The 16,633-nt window shown below is 46.9% G+C and carries 13 protein-coding genes; 3 read left to right on the top strand and 10 right to left on the bottom strand.

Annotated features, from left to right (window positions below; genetic code table 11):
* Nucleotides 1-520: 520 nt before the first annotated feature.
* Entirely contained in the window at nucleotides 521-3,049 is a 2,529-nt protein-coding gene (locus tag A4R26_RS15235; protein ID WP_081164607.1) for an ATP-dependent Clp protease ATP-binding subunit, read from the bottom strand.
* A 111-nt stretch (nucleotides 3,050-3,160) separates the two neighbouring features.
* Between A4R26_RS15235 and A4R26_RS15240 the strand changes: the two genes are divergently transcribed.
* From A4R26_RS15240 to A4R26_RS15250, 3 genes are all read left to right on the top strand, one after another.
* Nucleotides 3,161-3,535, top strand: coding sequence for an STAS domain-containing protein (locus tag A4R26_RS15240; protein WP_081164608.1), 375 nt, complete (start codon nucleotides 3,161-3,163; stop codon nucleotides 3,533-3,535).
* A gap of 219 nt (nucleotides 3,536-3,754) precedes the next feature.
* Nucleotides 3,755-4,432: a 2-C-methyl-D-erythritol 4-phosphate cytidylyltransferase gene (locus A4R26_RS15245; protein WP_081164609.1), complete on the top strand. Its 678-nt coding sequence runs from the start codon at nucleotides 3,755-3,757 to the stop codon at nucleotides 4,430-4,432.
* A gap of 50 nt (nucleotides 4,433-4,482) precedes the next feature.
* Entirely contained in the window at nucleotides 4,483-5,262 is a 780-nt protein-coding gene (locus tag A4R26_RS15250) for an FkbM family methyltransferase (protein WP_165760281.1), read from the top strand.
* Between the two features lie 12 nt (nucleotides 5,263-5,274).
* Here A4R26_RS15250 and A4R26_RS15255 read toward each other — a convergent pair whose 3' ends face one another.
* From A4R26_RS15255 to A4R26_RS15295, 9 genes are all read right to left on the bottom strand, one after another.
* Entirely contained in the window at nucleotides 5,275-6,180 is a 906-nt protein-coding gene (locus A4R26_RS15255; RefSeq protein WP_081164611.1) for a hypothetical protein, read from the bottom strand.
* Between the two features lie 62 nt (nucleotides 6,181-6,242).
* Nucleotides 6,243-9,215 (bottom strand): M1 family metallopeptidase, encoded by a 2,973-nt coding sequence (locus A4R26_RS15260; RefSeq protein ID WP_133054684.1) that lies wholly within the window; start codon nucleotides 9,213-9,215, stop codon nucleotides 6,243-6,245.
* Between the two features lie 153 nt (nucleotides 9,216-9,368).
* Nucleotides 9,369-10,937 (bottom strand): M1 family metallopeptidase, encoded by a 1,569-nt coding sequence (locus tag A4R26_RS15265; RefSeq protein WP_081164613.1) that lies wholly within the window; start codon nucleotides 10,935-10,937, stop codon nucleotides 9,369-9,371.
* 140 nt (nucleotides 10,938-11,077) lie between these two features.
* Nucleotides 11,078-12,490, bottom strand: a complete 1,413-nt coding sequence (locus tag A4R26_RS15270; protein WP_081164614.1) for a sugar transferase — start codon at nucleotides 12,488-12,490, stop codon at nucleotides 11,078-11,080.
* 8 nt (nucleotides 12,491-12,498) lie between these two features.
* A complete protein-coding gene (locus tag A4R26_RS15275) occupies nucleotides 12,499-13,473 on the bottom strand; it encodes a Gfo/Idh/MocA family protein (protein WP_081164615.1) in 975 nt (324 codons plus the stop codon).
* A gap of 75 nt (nucleotides 13,474-13,548) precedes the next feature.
* A complete protein-coding gene (locus A4R26_RS15280; protein ID WP_242674916.1) occupies nucleotides 13,549-14,421 on the bottom strand; it encodes a murein L,D-transpeptidase catalytic domain family protein in 873 nt (290 codons plus the stop codon).
* Between the two features lie 264 nt (nucleotides 14,422-14,685).
* The gene (locus tag A4R26_RS15285; RefSeq protein ID WP_081164616.1) at nucleotides 14,686-15,081 is read right to left on the bottom strand and encodes a hypothetical protein; all 396 of its coding nucleotides are present in this window, start codon (nucleotides 15,079-15,081) and stop codon (nucleotides 14,686-14,688) included.
* Complete coding sequence (locus A4R26_RS15290) at nucleotides 15,078-15,551, bottom strand: Panacea domain-containing protein (RefSeq protein WP_081164617.1); 474 nt, start codon at nucleotides 15,549-15,551, stop codon at nucleotides 15,078-15,080. Before A4R26_RS15290 ends, A4R26_RS15285 begins: the two co-directional genes overlap by 4 nt.
* Nucleotides 15,552-15,923: 372 nt before the next feature.
* Nucleotides 15,924-16,631, bottom strand: a complete 708-nt coding sequence (locus A4R26_RS15295; protein ID WP_081164618.1) for a LytR/AlgR family response regulator transcription factor — start codon at nucleotides 16,629-16,631, stop codon at nucleotides 15,924-15,926.
* Between the last annotated feature and the right edge of the window lie 2 nt (nucleotides 16,632-16,633).

The raw sequence follows: 16,633 nt of genomic DNA on the forward strand, positions 1-16,633 counted from the left end.
GAAAGACTTAAAATTCGGGGCGGGCAACTAAAGTCAAACTGTTAAAAACTAATCATTTGGGCTCAAGCCACCAGCGCCTTTGCTGTATTTGCTTTCGGCTTTAGCCTTTCGCCTTTCCCCTGTATTTGTATTCGCTTTAAGCTTTGAGCTTTCGCCTTTTAGCTGTATTTGTATTCGCTTTCGCCTGTATTCACGCTTACAGCTTGAAGCTTGAAGCTGTATTTCTCTCAAAATAAATGTCGCCCCGGTTGAGGGACGACATCAGTTTTGTAGTGGGACTTGATTGGCACACTACGCTGTGTCACCTGGTTAGCAGTCCATCGCCTTAGAGTTGATGCCCTGAATAATATGCCGGCACGTCGAAAATGCCACCTGATACCCGGGGGTATTGTAAACCGAGGGACACGATATTATTAACGAAAGGTAAACTGTTTAGTTGTTCACAGCGCCAAAAATGCATAAAAAAAGCCCCAACGGCGAGCGTTGGGGCCTATATGATGTTTCAACTATTTCTGTATTCTTAGTTGTTGGCTTCCGATTTTTCCTTTTCGGTCTTCAACGTGAACCTGATCTTGCTGTTCTCTTTGTCGAGGTCGGCCACCAGGGTATCGCCCTGTTTAATGTGCAGGCTCAGGATCTCTTCTGCAAGGGGATCTTCGAGGTATTTCTGAATAGCCCTGTGCAGCGGACGGGCGCCAAACTGCTGATCGTATCCTTTCTCGGCGATGAAGTGTTTTGCTTCGGTGGTCAACTCCAGCGTAAAGCCGAGGTTAGCCAGGCGTTTCATAACACCTTTCATCAGGATGTCGATGATCGAGAAGATATGGTCTTTGTTCAGCGAGTTGAAGATGATCACATCATCGATACGATTCAGAAACTCGGGCGAGAAGGTACGCTTCAACGCTTTTTCAATAACGGCTTTGTTATTTTCATTAGCGCTTTGTGTGCGTGCCTGGGTAGCAAAACCTACCCCGTCGCCAAAATCCTTCAACTGACGTACACCTATGTTCGAGGTCATGATGATAGTCGTGTTCTTGAAGTCAACTCTTCTTCCCAAACCATCTGTGAGCTGTCCATCGTCGAGCACCTGTAACAGGATGTTGTAGATATCCGGGTGTGCTTTCTCGATCTCATCGAGCAGGATCACTGAATAAGGTTTGCGGCGTACTTTCTCTGTCAGTTGTCCGCCTTCTTCATAACCAACATATCCCGGAGGCGCACCGATCAAACGGCTTACCGTGAATTTTTCCATGTATTCACTCATGTCGATGCGGATGAGCGCATCTTCCGAGTCGAACATATAACGGGCCAGTGAACGGGCCAGCTCGGTTTTACCAACACCGGTAGGTCCGAGGAAGATAAAGGTACCGATAGGCTTTTTGGGATCTTTCAAACCAACGCGGTTACGTTGTATGGCTTTCACCACTTTTTCGATCGCTTCGTCCTGACCGATCACCATTCCACGCATATCTTCGGCCATGCGGCGCAGTTTTTCGCTTTCGGCCTGCACCATTCTCTTCACCGGTATACCGGTCATCATGCTTACTACTTCGGCAATGGCTTCGTCGTCGATAGGATAGCGTTTGTGTTTGCTTTCTTCTTCCCAGCTTGCTTTCGCTTTTTCCAGCTCTTCCTGCAAACGTTTTTCGGTATCGCGTAAAGAAGCGGCTTCCTCAAACTTCTGGCTCTTTACTACTTTATTCTTTTCAACCTTTACATCTTCGATCTTCTTTTCGAGGTCGAGGATCTCTTTCGGCACGTTGATGTTCTTTAAGTGAACACGGGCGCCAACTTCATCCATTACGTCAATTGCCTTATCGGGCAACAAACGGTCGGTGATGTAACGGTCGCTGAGTTTTACGCAGGCGTCGATGGCATCGTCGCTGTACGTAACGTTATGATAGTCCTCGTATTTCGATTTGATGTTGTTCAGGATCTGAACGGTTTCATCTACACTTGGCGGTTCTACCATCACTTTCTGGAAACGACGATCGAGTGCGCCATCTTTTTCGATGTACATTCTGTATTCGTCGAGGGTAGATGCGCCAATGCACTGGAGCTCGCCGCGTGCGAGGGCCGGTTTGAAGATGTTCGATGCATCGAGTGAACCGCTTGCACCACCGGCGCCAACGATCGTATGAATTTCATCGATGAACAGGATCACATCCCGGTTCTTCTCGAGTTCGTTCATGATGGCTTTCATGCGCTCTTCGAACTGACCGCGGTATTTTGTACCTGCTACCAGGGCGGCAAGGTCTAATGAGATCACACGTTTATCGAACAATACTCTGGATACTTTACGCTGTACGATACGCAGGGCCAACCCTTCAACGATGGCGGTTTTACCAACGCCGGGTTCACCAATGAGAATCGGGTTGTTCTTTTTACGGCGGCTCAGGATCTGCGACACCCTTTCAATTTCTTCCTCACGTCCAACGATAGGGTCAAGGGCACCACTCTCGGCTAAACGGGTAATGTCGCGGCCAAAATTGTCCAATACCGGCGTTTTACTTTTCGTATTACCGGCAGAGCGCGATTTCTGCTGCGAATACTTTTTTTCATCATCGAAATCATCTTCGTTCTCATCGGCATATTCGCTGCGTACGTCGTTGCTTTTAACAACGCCTAATTCGTTTCTGAATAAATCGTAATCCACGTCGAACTGATTTAAGATTTGAGTTGCTATGTTTTCCTTATTCTTGAGAATGGAGAGCATTAAATGTTCCGTTTCAACTGTAGGGCTCTTCAACGCTTTTGCTTCCAGAACAGTTACCCTTATCACCTTTTCAGCTTGCTTGGTAAGTGGTAGACTGTTTATGTTAGCAATGTTTTTACCGGTTTTGTCTTTTACTGCCAGTTCTACTTCTTTCCGCAATTCGTACAGATCCACATTAAAGCTTTTCAATATACGGACAGCAGTGTTCTCTCCCTCACGGATCAACCCCAGCAACAAATGTTCAGTTCCGATAAAATCGTTCCCAAGCCGTAAAGCCTCCTCTCTGCTAAAAGAAATGATCTCCTTCACCTGGGCTGAAAAATTGTTGTCCATTTAATTATAATTTGTTGTGTGTTATACAATAATAACGAATATTTTTGACATTCTGTTGTACCCTTTTATTAATGGTTTTCGTGTTTTGCATCAAAATAATTTTAAGACCTTATGCAGTTCAAAATTGATACCAGTGAGAAATTCCATGCCATTCAGATCAAAGAACAGACTTTATCTGCTAATATGACAGGAGAATTGGATGCTTGTTTAATGCCCCTGTTGCAACAGGAAGTTAAAAACGTGGTGCTTAATTTACAAGACATCCAAAACGTCGATAACGCTGCCGGTGAGCACCTTGTGAATATACAACAAAGCTTTTACGCACAAAGTTCATCATTCGTTATCTGTTGCCTTCAAAAGCAGGTGGAAAAAGACCTCGACGCCGCCGATCTGCTTGAATTATTGAACGTAGCACCTACAGAAAGCGAGGCATGGGATATCGTGCACATGGAAGAAATAGAACGCGAACTCGGGGATAGTTTTTAAGTTGTAAACAGAAAGTTGTACGTTTTAAGCTCACCGGCTCAGGCATAAAAATATGAATTCAGGCCACCCGACGTTGTGTCACCCGTTCCGCGATCATCTCAGGGCGAAAACACCCTTTTTCGAATATGTTAAAATTTGATTTAAAGGTGAAAAGGCAACAAGGCAACAAGGCAACAAGGGAAAACCACAAACCACAAACAAAAACTTTAAGCCGGAGGCATGAACAAATACGCTGTCATAGTAGCCGGAGGTTCCGGAGTACGCATGGGTAGCACATTGCCCAAACAGTTTCTGCCGGTATGCGGTAAACCCGTGCTGTGGCATTCGCTCGAAACCTTTCTGGCGGCCGCGCCCGACATGCGCATCATTCTCGTTCTACCCAAAGACCATATACCAACCGGGCAGGAGATCATCGGCACTACCAGCGACCCCGCCCGCATAACCATCACCACCGGTGGCGAAACCCGCTTTCATTCCGTCAAGAACGGGCTTGCCGCCATTCAGGCGCCCGGTGTGGTGTTCGTGCATGATGCCGTTCGCTGTTTGCTTTCCACCGGCCTTATTCACCGTTGTTACGAAAGCACGGTTGAAAAAGGAAATGCCATTCCCGCCATTCAACCGGTCGACACTTTGCGTATTGAAACCCCTGACGGCAGTCAGGTAATCGATCGCACCAAAGTGCGCATCATTCAAACCCCGCAAACATTTTTCAGCGACATCCTGCAAAAAGCTTTTGAACAACCATACGATGTTGCATTTACCGATGAAGCCAGCGTGGTGGAAAAACTCGGCGTGGCCATTCACCTGGTAGAAGGCGAAGCCACCAATATCAAAATAACCCGGCCGCTCGATATTTTACTGGCCGAAAAGATCCTGAAAGAAAATCTGCGCGCCTGATGCCGGCTATCAGTCATATATGGACCCGGACTAAAACAGCGATCGGCAAATTGTTTTTTTGTTATCGTGTAACGGTTAACACAACCAGTTTTCTAAAGCTTATCATAAATACCAAAAGATCGAAATGGCCGCACAAAAACCCTTCGCCGATCGATGTTGATAATGCCAGTGCTTATCTTTTTCAATTCAATAAACAACAACAGCCATTTTACCTGCGCACCTATGCCGGTGATCTTCAGATATTTTACGATATCTTCTGGCGTTCTATTTACCAGTTCCCCGATCCATTGTTTAAACGCGCCAAAACAATTGTTGACCTTGGCGGGCATATTGGTTTTACAGCCGCCTGGCTTCACTGGCATTGCCCCAACGCAAAAGTGTACACGGTGGAAGCTGACGAAAGCAATTATGCTTTGCTTACCAAAAACCTGCAGCCGCAACTTGCCAACGGGGTTATAATTGCCGATCATGCTGCCATCAGCAATAGCAACGGCACTGTTTATTTACAAAGATCAAAGCATTCCTACAATTCTCAACTGTCCGGTATGGTCACCAACTTTCCGGTGCCCGGCATTCGCTTGCAACAGTTTCTGCAGCAACACCGGTTAACGCATATCGACCTTATCAAGATCGACATTGAAGGTGCAGAGTTTTTTCTTTTTACCGACGATACCGAATGGCTCACTATTACCGATACTATTATCGTTGAAATTCATTCTGAGGAAAACCTACAGTTGTTCACGAAAGCTGTTACGCCTTATGGTTTTATTATTGAAGAAAAAAACCTGGAGCATGAAAGTTTATATGTGGCGTACAAACACTATCAGTGAACCGCCAACCTCCTATTTTAACAACCGGACCGGCCAGGGCAGTTTATTGTAATAAAAATGATAATAGGGCTGGTCAAAACTTCCAAAGTTTTTATAAAAATGCGCTATGCCCGGTATATCAGAACCTTCAAAATCAAGGACCAAACTGCTTCCGGCAAATTCATCGATCAGCCGGTCGATCAAAAAATGGTTAGCGCCTTTATTCCGTCCTTCTGGCCAGGTAACAGAAGCGATTAAATACAACCTGTGTTTATCGCGTAATAACATTCCCTTTGAAAGTAATTTACCATCTTCGGTAACAGACCTTGCGACCAGGTTATTTCTTTCATTCAGATAGGCAAGCACCTTTTCAAAGCGGCTGTAATCATCGTCGGTTACATGTGCTATCCGGTTTCCGTACAGATCCCTGAAGGCAGCCAGCGACTCTTTATACGTATTTTCTTTTGAATACAATAAGTTAAACCGGCTTGTCCGTTTCAGATTTTTAACCAGGTCATGTTTATAATTTGCCCGAAGCTGTTCATATGACAGTTGTAGTGGTAGAAGAAAATTGGAATGACCGGGCAAACCAGTTTGGGGGTGCGCATAATTCAAAAAAAAGTCGGCAAACCGAAAATGGGCAGGCAACTCATTTAAAAACCTGTTTACCAGTTCAACAGTTAACTCGGTCCCGGTAAATATTCCCAATTGCTGTATAAAAGCAGGCCTGTATACATACCTGATGCCCCATTTTTTTCGCCAGGTCAGCGGCATCACCGCTTCATAATCGCCCAGCACCAGCGCATCCCAGTTGCCGGCCATATAGTCGAGGTAAAAAGAATGAGCGTATAACAACCCGTTGGCTGCATTGGCAATACATCGATCCCATTGTTGGGTGTCGATGTGTTTACGTTGCAGGTATTGCAGGTTGCGGTGCATAGTTAATTTAGGTGTGCCACACTTTCCTCCGATCGCACGGTTAAGTGTGGCACACCTTATGGTTAAAACGGGATCTTATTGCCCGTTGCGCGGCGTAAATTGAACCGGTGTATATCGATGCTGAACGATATTTTTTTGAAGAAAGAATTTTCATCGGGCACGGTTTTCAGGTTGTCCCTGAATTCCTTACTGTACAACACCGGCGCATATACATGTACCAGGTCTTTGAACAGGGTAAGCTGTACGCCGGCCACATACAGGAAACGGCTGGTGGCCGCATCTTTTTTCCATGCATCGGCATAGGTGCCCGCGTCGAAGAAGATCTTTACCGGCAGGTTCACCGGTAACAATCCCTGTGGTAGCGTAGTGCTCAGGTTCAGCGACGCGATCCAGTTATCGCTGCGGCCCTGTAAACCCTGGAACAGATCGGTGCGTAATTTCAATCCACCATCGCGCACCATTATCTGCTGGCCCGGCAACCCGCTCTGTTCATTGCGGCCGATAAAATAATTGCTGTACGTATAATCTTCATTGCCCCGCACCGCGGTGAGCTTGGGTTGATATACCAGCGTGCTGAATTGTTTCGAAAGCGTTTTCTCGCCTATATACCCAAACTTCGCGGCAAACACGCGCATTTGCAAACCACCATAGCCGGAATAATTAAAAAAGTAATTGGCCGTGGCCGAAGCACGGTAAAAGCCTTCGCCCTGTTGCAGTTGCAACTGCGCATCGTAAGGATATAATGTGCGGTAGTCGGCAAAATTGAACGTGAGCTGGTTAAGGTACCTGCTGGTTGTTTTGCCTTCGGTAGGATAAAACCCGCCATCGTCGCTTTTCAACACATACCTGAAGTTATTTTCCCAAATAAAAAAGGTGCGCCATTCGAGCCATTTATCCACACTGCTGCGTACATTTTTATTATTGAACGTAACCCGCAGGGCCGGCGCCACTTTGTAAAAACCGTTATGTATTTTTTTACCCAAACTATCGGTGCCTTCGCGGGTGTTGAAATGCGCACCGCTTACCGACAGATCGATCTTATCGAATGTTTTGTTTGGACGCCAGGTATAACCGATACGGCCTAGTCCTGTAAGGTCCTTACTGCCGAAGGCATACATGGGTGTAAAAATGTATTGCAGTTTATGTGCAGGGAAAGTATAATTATGCAGCACCGCACCGAACATGAACTTATCGTAGCTGTTGTACCCTATGGCCGGCATCCAGTTGAGATAACTTACGCTGTCATAATTTTTAAAGGAGAACAGGAACACCGGCTTCCACTTTTTGCGCACGATGGGGTTGATGCCGCCTTTTTGCTGCAGCGAATCGAAGAACGACTGCACCGCTTTGCCATCGCCCACCGTAAAGCTTTTTTGAAAATCGTGCGGATAAGGATGTTTGAACTGCCACTGCCGGTAATACGCCTGCATACAGCTATCGAACCGCTGCCGGCCCATGGCGTTTTCAAGACGCTGTACCATCAAACCCGTTTTCAGGTAAGTGACCACCATATAGTTCACCGAAGTAAGATCGGCCGAATGTGTTGCCACCGGCTGGTCTTTTTTGATCTTTGCCAGTGCATCGACAGCCAGTTCTTCAAGATCATCGGGTACCCTTTTTTGTACCCATTTGCCATAGGGCGGCCCGGGGTATTTGATGGCTTTGTACCGCCTGTCGTAATATGAGTTCACGCCTTCATCCATCCACGGATATGCGCGTTCGTTGCTGGCGAGAATACCGTAAAACCAGTTATGGCCCACTTCATGCCCGATGGTCATATCCAGTTGTTTTTCATCCATCCCCGGCGATATACTCGTTATGGTAGGATATTCCATACCGCCCTGAAAACCCATTTTGGCTTCTACCACACTTACTACATTGTAAGGGTACTCGCCAATGGCGTTCGATCTGAAATGCACGGCGTCTTTTATATATTGTATGGATTGATTCCAGGACCTGCTTTTTGCCGAACGGTAAAAGCTCATGGCCTGCACTACCCGGCCCGATGCCAGTTGAATGGTATCCTGTTTTACGAAAAAGGCCGAATCGGCAAACCAGGCAAAATCGTGGATGTTATTTTGTTTGTATTGAAGTGTTTTGAAGGTTTGGGGAACACGGGAAGCGCCCCGGGTATTTTGAACAGTTTGTGGTTTGTTGTTTGTGGTTTGTGGTTGTTCCTTTGCCAATTGCCTATTGTCCGTTGCCGACTGCCCTTTCCGCTTTGCCGCTTTCAACGCCCTGGCTTTTTCTATGGCAATCTGTTTTCGCTCCGCTGCCGATGGCCGTTTGCCGTTTGCCGTTTCACGTTTCACGTTTGCCGATTCCTCAGGCTCCCTGGAAATATAGTGTTCCCTTTCTTTCAACCAGGTCTTTTCTTTTTCGTTCTGCAGCTCGCCGGTGGCCGCTACCACATACCCTTCCGGAACGGTGATGCGCACGTCAAAGCTGCCAAAATCGCTGTAAAATTCGCCCTGGTCAAGGTAGGGCATCGGGTGCCAGCCGTTACGGTCGTATACCGCCGGTTTGGGATACCATTGTGTTACCTGGTAGGAATGGCCGGTATGACCGCCCCGCGAAAAATTCGCCGGCAGTTTTACATGAAAAGGCGTAGTTATTTCTGTTGCCTGGTTCGGCAGCAACGGCGCCGCCAGGTTTACTTTTACGATATCGATGTATTGGGGATGATCTTCGGTTTTCAGCGTATTATTGGCCACCCTGAAATCGAGGCGGTTGATATAACCTCTTTGTTCGCGGTTGGAAAAATAGAATTTCGTTTCGCCGTTTTCCAGCGACTGGTCGGTAAAGGCCGTTTTATCGTTCTTGAACGCATTGGGCCATAAATGAAACCAGATGAAACGAAGCGTATCGGGCGAATGATTGATATACCGCAGCTTTAAAAAACCTTCCAGCGTATGTTCGGTATCGTTTAGCGATACATCGATGGTATAATGCACTTCCTGTTGCCAGTAGGCGTTTTGAGCAACAACCTGTAGTCGCACAACTGTAACAAGTAGTAGAAGGTAAAAATGTTTCATTTTGGTGAATAGTAAATAGTCAATGGTCGATAGTTGTTCAGTTATTCAGTTCTTAACTCCAGGGTTCACAACTACATCCGAACCTCCCAAACTCAATAACTCAATAACAGAACAACTGAATAACTGAATAACTTGTAAAAGAAGCCAGTACAGTTACAATTTTCCTTCTTTGTCCAATAAAGCGAAATAAGTATCTAAATTCCTCCCACTAACTTCTTCCAGCTCCTTTTTAAAATCTTCGGGTTGCGGATGTTTGAACTGCCATTTCGCAAAGTATGACTGCAATGCTTTATCAATCACATCACGGCCCAGTTCCGTTTCCATTTTGTGCATCCATGTGGCTGTTTTTAGATAAACAACGATCCCATAATCGTCTTTATTGGTAAAACCTGTTGAAGCGGTGCTGATCGGCTTATCTGCCGGCACCGACCGTAATACCTCGTAGATCCTTTCCTGGAACGCTGAATCGGGCAGCTCTTTTATATAAGGGGGTATCATGGGGCCCAACACGCTGTTGCTGCGGTACTTCTCCGCTTCATACCTGAACTGGAAATAGGTATTCAGCCCTTCATCCATCCACGGGTGATCGCGTTCGTTACTGCCGAGGATGCCATAAAACCAGTTATGTCCTACCTCGTGTGTGATCACCGCATCCATTTCTTCTTCTTTTGCGTTCGGACTGGTGATCAATGTGATCATGGGGTATTCCATACCGCCCGACGACAGGTTGCTGGGTCCTTCCACCGCCTGTACCACCGGGTACGGGTATTTGCCTATCCATTGTGAATAATGGCGAACCGCGTCTTTTATATAGCTGATGCTGTTCTTCCAGGTTTTGTTACCCGATGTTTGTCCGTAAGAAAATACATCGATGGTATCGTCCTGCGTCAGTTGCAGGGTATCGTAGCGGATCACATAATCCTTACCGGCAAACCACGCGAAATCGTGGATGCGCTCGCCGTAGTATTGCAGGGTTTTCCGTTTTCCGGGTGTGGTGGTTTTGTAGGTGACCGCTTTTTCGTTCTTACTGTTTTGCAACCCGATCTGTTTGTATTTGTCCAGCTCGGGCTGGGTTTGCAGGGTGCCGGTAGCGCCTACTACATATTCTGCCGGCACGGTAATATCCACTTTAAAACTGCCGAATTCGCTATAAAATTCGCCCTGGTCGAGGTAGGGGAATGCATGCCAGCCCTTGCGGTCATATACAGCCGGTTTGGGGTACCACTGGCAAACCATAAACTGCTGGCCGTTGTAGCCCGACCGTGAATAGTAGTTCGGCAGCTTTACATAGAACGGCGTGGCAATGGTCAACTGTTTGCCGGGTAACAGGGGCTGCGACAGTACCAGCTTTATCATGTCGATGTGGGCGGTATCGCTTTCGGTAGCGGCGGGTTGGCCGTTTATGGTAAACCGCAGGCTATCGATAAAACCGGGCTCGTTGGAGGTTGTTTTTTTAGTATTGGTTTTATCGGCCGCCAGTTGTTTGGCAAAGGCGGTGTTTTTGTTCCGGTAGGCGTTGGGCCATAAATGGAACCAGATATAACGAAGTGTATCGGGCGAATGATTGATATAGTCAACCGACAGATCGCCTTTCAGGCTATGTTTTTTATCGTTCAGCGCTACCTGTATGTTATAGCGTACTTCCTGCTGCCAGTAATTGTCCTGGGCTATGGCCTGCGTACAGATGGCCGAAATAAACAGTAGAAGGTAAAATCGTTTCATGATGAATGTCAATTAGCTAATGTGATAATTCGATAATTCGATAATGAATTATATGCCTAAGCAGCAATATACCACATTGTTCCTCTGTATTCTTGTATTTGTATTTCAATATCAAATCATCACATTATCAAATTATCACATTAACGTCCTTTCCCTGAAAATATGATCCGCAGCGTATACACCATGATCTTGAAATCGAGCGCCAGGGAAATATTTTCTATATAGATCAGGTCGTACTTCATCCGTTTGATCATATCGTCTACATTTTCCGCATACCCGAACTGCACCATGCCCCAGGAGGTAAGTCCCGGTTTTACCTTTAACAGGTACGAGTAATACGGCACCTGTTCATGGATCTGGTTTATATAATAAGCCCGTTCGGGTCTTGGTCCCACCAGGCTCATTTCACCTTTTATGATATTCCATAACTGGGGCAGTTCATCGAGGCGCCATTTACGCATGATGCGGCCCCAGGGCGTAACCCGGGGGTCGGTGGCGGAAGATAACTGCGGACCGTTCTTTTCGGCCGGGTGGTACATACTCCGGAATTTATAGATCCGGAATTTCCTGCCCTTGTACCCTACCCGCTCCTGCGAGTACAACACGGGCCCCGGTGATGATAGTTTAACCCTTATGAGCACATAGATCATCAGCGGTAACAGGAATATAAACCCGATAAGGGCGATGGCAACGTCAAGCACCCGTTTTATGTTCTGTTGCCATTGCGGCATCAGGCCCGATTTTATATCGGTGAGCATGGCCCCGAACACGCTGCTTGTTTTTACCGATCCCGACAAAATATCCAGCACATCAGGTACGATCTTCACTTCCACATCCATTTCGCTCAGGCGGTCGACGATCTTTTCCACTTGTTTCTCTTCTTCTTTCTCCAACGCTATCACCACTGCATGAATGTTGCGTTCATGGATCACTTTTTCCATATCGCGCAGCCAGCCATGCCAGGGTATGTGATGACTGATACCATTGGGTTCGCCGGCGCTTATAAAACCGGTGTAATGATAACCGGCGGTTCGCAGCCCGTCGCGGGTATCCAAAAATATGCGCTCGGCAATGCTGTTTCCGCCAATCAATAAGGTATTGAAACGCAAAGCCCCCTGCACCAATTGATTTTTCACCCGGTTCAATAAAAAGTTGCGGCCTATCCAGGTGAAGAACAGCTGGGCAGCCACATAAGACGATAGTGCTTTATAATAATAGGTGTATTGCGTTTGCGGGTCATTGATCACGATGGCAAAGAAGATGATGGTACAGCCTATGAGGCAGCAAAGCAGGGTGACGATGAATTCAGATAACCGCGATTTGCGGTAGAGGTTGTTATAGGCGCCTACCAGCGCATAAAAGATGATCCAGGTAACGGGTATCAGGGTTACCCCCCACCAGAAGCGGTTATTGAGGTAAGGGTAGTTGTCGATAATGGTATCTTCATGCAACAACAGCCGTCGCGAAAAGTACAAAACGATCCAGGCCAATATGGCTGCCAAAAAATCGCTTAGCAGGTACCAGGTACTATGGATACGTTTAACAGACGGCATGTATAGGGTTACACAATAATATTATTGTTTTTGATCTTTTGTAATATCTGGTGTGCTACATCCATGGCCCGGTACCCGTCTACCTCCGAAACCCGGGTAGGGGTATTGTTCAGGATGGCATCGCGGAATGATTCCAGTTCCTGTTTTATGGCATTCACTTCCGGCACCAGGGGGTTCACAACGGCAATCGTTTTTTTGCCATGTAAAGTATCCAGATCGAAGGAAAAGGCGTCAATGTCCTGTGGCGACTTCAATTTTATGATTTCAGTCTTCTTGTTCAAAAAGTCGATCCCAATGTAAGCATCTTTCTGGAATAACCGCATTTTTCGCATTTTCTTCATGGAAATACGGCTCGAGGTGAGGTTGGCCACACAGCCATTGTTGAATTCGATGCGAACATTGGCAATATCGGGGGTATCGGTCATTACCGCCACGCCGCTGGCCGAGATCTGTTTTACCTCGCTTTTTACCAGGTTCAAAATGATGTCGATGTCGTGGATCATGAGGTCGAGGATCACGCTTACCTCGGTACCCCTAACATTGAACTGCGCCAGGCGGTGCACTTCTATGAACATGGGGCTCAGGTCCATACCCTTTACCGCCAGGAAAGCGGGGTTGAACCGCTCCACATGCCCTACCTGCAGTTTTATCTGCGATTCCTTTACCAGGTTCACCAGTTCCTGGGCTTCCTGCATGGTATGGGCCATGGGTTTTTCCAGGAAAACGTGTTTCCCCTTGCGGATGGCCATTTTGGCCAGGTTGAAATGATATTGAGTGGGAGCAATTACGTCGATCACGTCAACGGCATCGATCAGCCGTTCAGCATCCAGAAAGCGGGGGATCTGATATTTGGCAGCAACGTCCTGCGCGGCATCATCGGAAGGGTCGAAAAAGCCAACCACTTCCACCTCCTTGATCTCTTTCCAGTTATTGAGATGAAATTTTCCAAGATGACCTACGCCGAATACACCGATCTTTAGCATACATACATTTAATGGCGCAAAGATAACGGGATGAACCCGTTAATCATAACATCCTGAAATTAAAAGGCTGCCCGGCTATCTTAAAAATGCCGACCGGCTCGTATAGGCGGTCGTTGGGTGATAAATAAACAGGCAGCTGCCTTCTTTCAACAGGTCGATCAGCGGCTGCGATACCTCGGGCGCTACCGCGGGGCACCCCCAGCTACGGCCGATATACCCCTGGCTTTCAATCAATCCTTCGCAAACATAATCGGCCCCGTGGATCACGATGCCGCGGCGCATAGCCCCGTCGTTGATGCCCCTTTCCATGCCCTGCAACCGCAGCGAATAGCCGTTGCTGCCCTGGTAGGCCGGACCAGTTACATAAAAACCCAGACTGCTTTTATTGGAAGAGATCTTATTGCTGAATGAAGTGGCGTTCAGTTTACCCGTTTTCATCCCATGCGCCACATAGGTATTGTATACCAGCTGGTACGTGTTCAGGTCTATAACGTACATGCGCTTGGCGTTGCTGGGTTGACTGAAATCAACGATCGCCAGCAGGTTATCTTTTATATGACGGGTTTTTACCAGTTTGGCCATTCCTTTTAAGGCCATGGTAAATACCTTTTTCGACAGGCCGGCCGCTTTCAGGTGCAGGCTGTCGTACACACTCAGTTTGCCTGAAATGGAGAAATAGGAATTGCCGTTGGGCGCTGTGGATGTATCGGAAATGGGGTGATAACCCGTTCTGCTACCCGCTTTTGCAGGGGTAACTGAAGAATTGAACGCTACAATGCCTGCCAACAGGTACAGGTATAGCCGTTTTCCCGGTTTTACGATTAATGGTTGTCGCATGGAATCCGTTCCCGCATTTTTACGATAGATCGATGAAACCAGGTCATCATCTATCCGGTACAGAAATAATGAACGAGGATCAATGGGCAACAGGTAAAATGCAATAAGCAAAGCTTTACGTTCTGGCTTCCCTGCCAATCGATCTGCTATTCTTTATCAATACCACTCCCCGGAGCCACCCTTTTTCAATTACACTTAAGACAATTCCGGTGGAGGTATCTTTAAAAATAGCCATTTTCAGCAACAATAATCAGTCCGGGAATGTCCAAACGACATATTAACGATTGTCGTAAACCGTTTTCAACTTTTAAACAGCCTTGTTTTGCGGGAAAATGTGAATAACTTTTGAACCGGGATCCGGCACCCCGGCCCCTGCTAGGTCGATTTGTCTTTGTTGAACAGGTAATTCACCACAACGTAGAAAAACCCAAATACATTGGCGGTGGTGGTAGTGATAAGGGCGATCAGCACCCCGTCGGAAAGGGTGATCTTTTTACGGCCGCACTGGATCACGATGGCCAGTACAATGAACATCCATAAAACGGTAATGAAGAACAGGCGCTGGCTGAAGATCTTTCGCGCTTTGTTATCGTCTATCAGCCGTTTCAACTGGGCCTTGGTGAACTCGGCATTCAGTACCTCCACCTCTTCGGCATTTGCATCCTTGATATTCACCCGTTCATCTGCCGGTTCATCGAGTTTGGGCTGTAAAAGGTCCTTTACCTCGCTTTCCGAGGCACGACCAGGATGAGACGGCGGCGTTTTCATCATGCCTTTATTAGCAGTTTTTCGAAGTATTGTTTTATATCGTTGTTACCGATGTGCGTTGATTTTGTATCGGGGTCATATACTTTCGACCATGGGCCATCGGGCTGGTGCGTCCAATTGCTAAGGGACATGGCGGAGAAATCTTTCAATACCCCCCAGGTGTAGTTGATGGTATCGAGGGCATCCGCATCGAGGCGAAAAGGCGGTTTGTAGGTAGAAGAGGGCGTGAACTCGGACGTATCGATGATGGGCCTGCTTCCGTAGAGTTTAAAATCCTGGTATATTTCGGGAATTACCGGGCCGTACTTCCAGGCCTGAAATGTTTCATTGATAAGCGGTTTGTTATACTTGGCAAGATGTGCGCCCTGCGCAAAGTATACCAGCTTTTGTAACTTCATTTGCGTCACAAACTTTCCTTCTTCGATACCTTTTTTTACGAAGGCATAGGCTATCAGTGATGCCGGATAAGACATAAAATAACGATGGTATTTGATTTCCTTCTACACCAAATATAAGCATTTCTTTATAATAACGCTAAAGGCTTAACGCTGAAGGCTTAACGCTCACCCGCGAATGTTCGGCTTTTCCTGCATTCCGAAAACGTTCACAGTTCAAAATTCAACTGTATTTGTATTCGCGTTTAGCCTTCAGCCTTCAGCCTTCAGCTGTATTTGTATTCGCGTTTAGCGTTCAGCGTTCAGCCTTCAGCTATATTTGTATTCGCGTTTAGCGTTCAGCCTTCAGCCCTCAGCTGTATTTGTATCCGCGTTCAGTCTTCAGCTGTATTGTGTATTCGCGTTTAGCCTTCAGCCTTCAGCCTTCAGCTGTTTTTGTATCCGCCGTCTCTACAATTTTTCCCCAATGATACTATACAACATATTCCTGTAATGCTCACTACAGGGCAGCTCCGTTTCTCCCAACAGCACTGCCTTACGGGAAACCGTATCCACTTTTCTCAAAGAAATGATATACGACCGGTGAATGCGGATAAAATCCTCATGCGGCAGGCGGCTCTCGAAATACTTCAGGCTTTGCAGGGTAACAAAGGGTTTCTTGCTGTCAACGAGGTGTATTTTGGTATAGTCTTTCAGGCCTTCGAGGTAAAGGATATCGCTATAGAAGATCTTTTGAATTTTGTGCGCGGTTTTGATGAACAGGAAATCATCTTTTTTCAGGAGCGACCTTGTTCTGCGGTAGCTGATATGCTCATACGCTTTGTTCACCGCGGCCATAAACCGGTTGAACAAAACGGGTTTCAGCAAATAATCGATGGCGTCCAGTTCAAACCCTTCTACCGCATATTCATTGTGGGCGGTTACAAAGATCACCGCCGGCTTTTTGTGCAGCGTTTTCAGGAATTGCGTACCGCTGCCGTCGGGCATGCGAATATCAAGCAATACCAGGTCGATCTGTTCTTTTTCAAAATAAGGGAAGGCTTCCAACGGCCCTTCACAGCGGGCCACCAGGTTCAGGTAGGGAATTTTCTCTATAAACGCTTCCAGGAGGTCAAGTACCGAGGGGTCATCGTCGATAAGAAGGCAATTAATTCTCATGG

It is taken from the genome of Niastella populi, from assembly GCF_002078015.1.
GTDB lineage: Bacteria > Bacteroidota > Bacteroidia > Chitinophagales > Chitinophagaceae > Niastella > Niastella populi.

Coding starts and splice junctions, on each gene's coding strand:
- A4R26_RS15235 (WP_081164607.1), bottom strand. CDS start 3,049: ATGGACAACAATTTTTCAGCCCAGGTGAAGGAGATCATTTCTTTTAGC.
- A4R26_RS15240 (WP_081164608.1), top strand. CDS start 3,161: ATGCAGTTCAAAATTGATACCAGTGAGAAATTCCATGCCATTCAGATC.
- A4R26_RS15245 (WP_081164609.1), top strand. CDS start 3,755: ATGAACAAATACGCTGTCATAGTAGCCGGAGGTTCCGGAGTACGCATG.
- A4R26_RS15255 (WP_081164611.1), bottom strand. CDS start 6,180: ATGCACCGCAACCTGCAATACCTGCAACGTAAACACATCGACACCCAA.
- A4R26_RS15260 (WP_133054684.1), bottom strand. CDS start 9,215: ATGAAACATTTTTACCTTCTACTACTTGTTACAGTTGTGCGACTACAG.
- A4R26_RS15265 (WP_081164613.1), bottom strand. CDS start 10,937: ATGAAACGATTTTACCTTCTACTGTTTATTTCGGCCATCTGTACGCAG.
- A4R26_RS15270 (WP_081164614.1), bottom strand. CDS start 12,490: ATGCCGTCTGTTAAACGTATCCATAGTACCTGGTACCTGCTAAGCGAT.
- A4R26_RS15275 (WP_081164615.1), bottom strand. CDS start 13,473: ATGCTAAAGATCGGTGTATTCGGCGTAGGTCATCTTGGAAAATTTCAT.
- A4R26_RS15285 (WP_081164616.1), bottom strand. CDS start 15,081: ATGATGAAAACGCCGCCGTCTCATCCTGGTCGTGCCTCGGAAAGCGAG.
- A4R26_RS15290 (WP_081164617.1), bottom strand. CDS start 15,551: ATGTCTTATCCGGCATCACTGATAGCCTATGCCTTCGTAAAAAAAGGT.
- A4R26_RS15295 (WP_081164618.1), bottom strand. CDS start 16,631: ATGAGAATTAATTGCCTTCTTATCGACGATGACCCCTCGGTACTTGAC.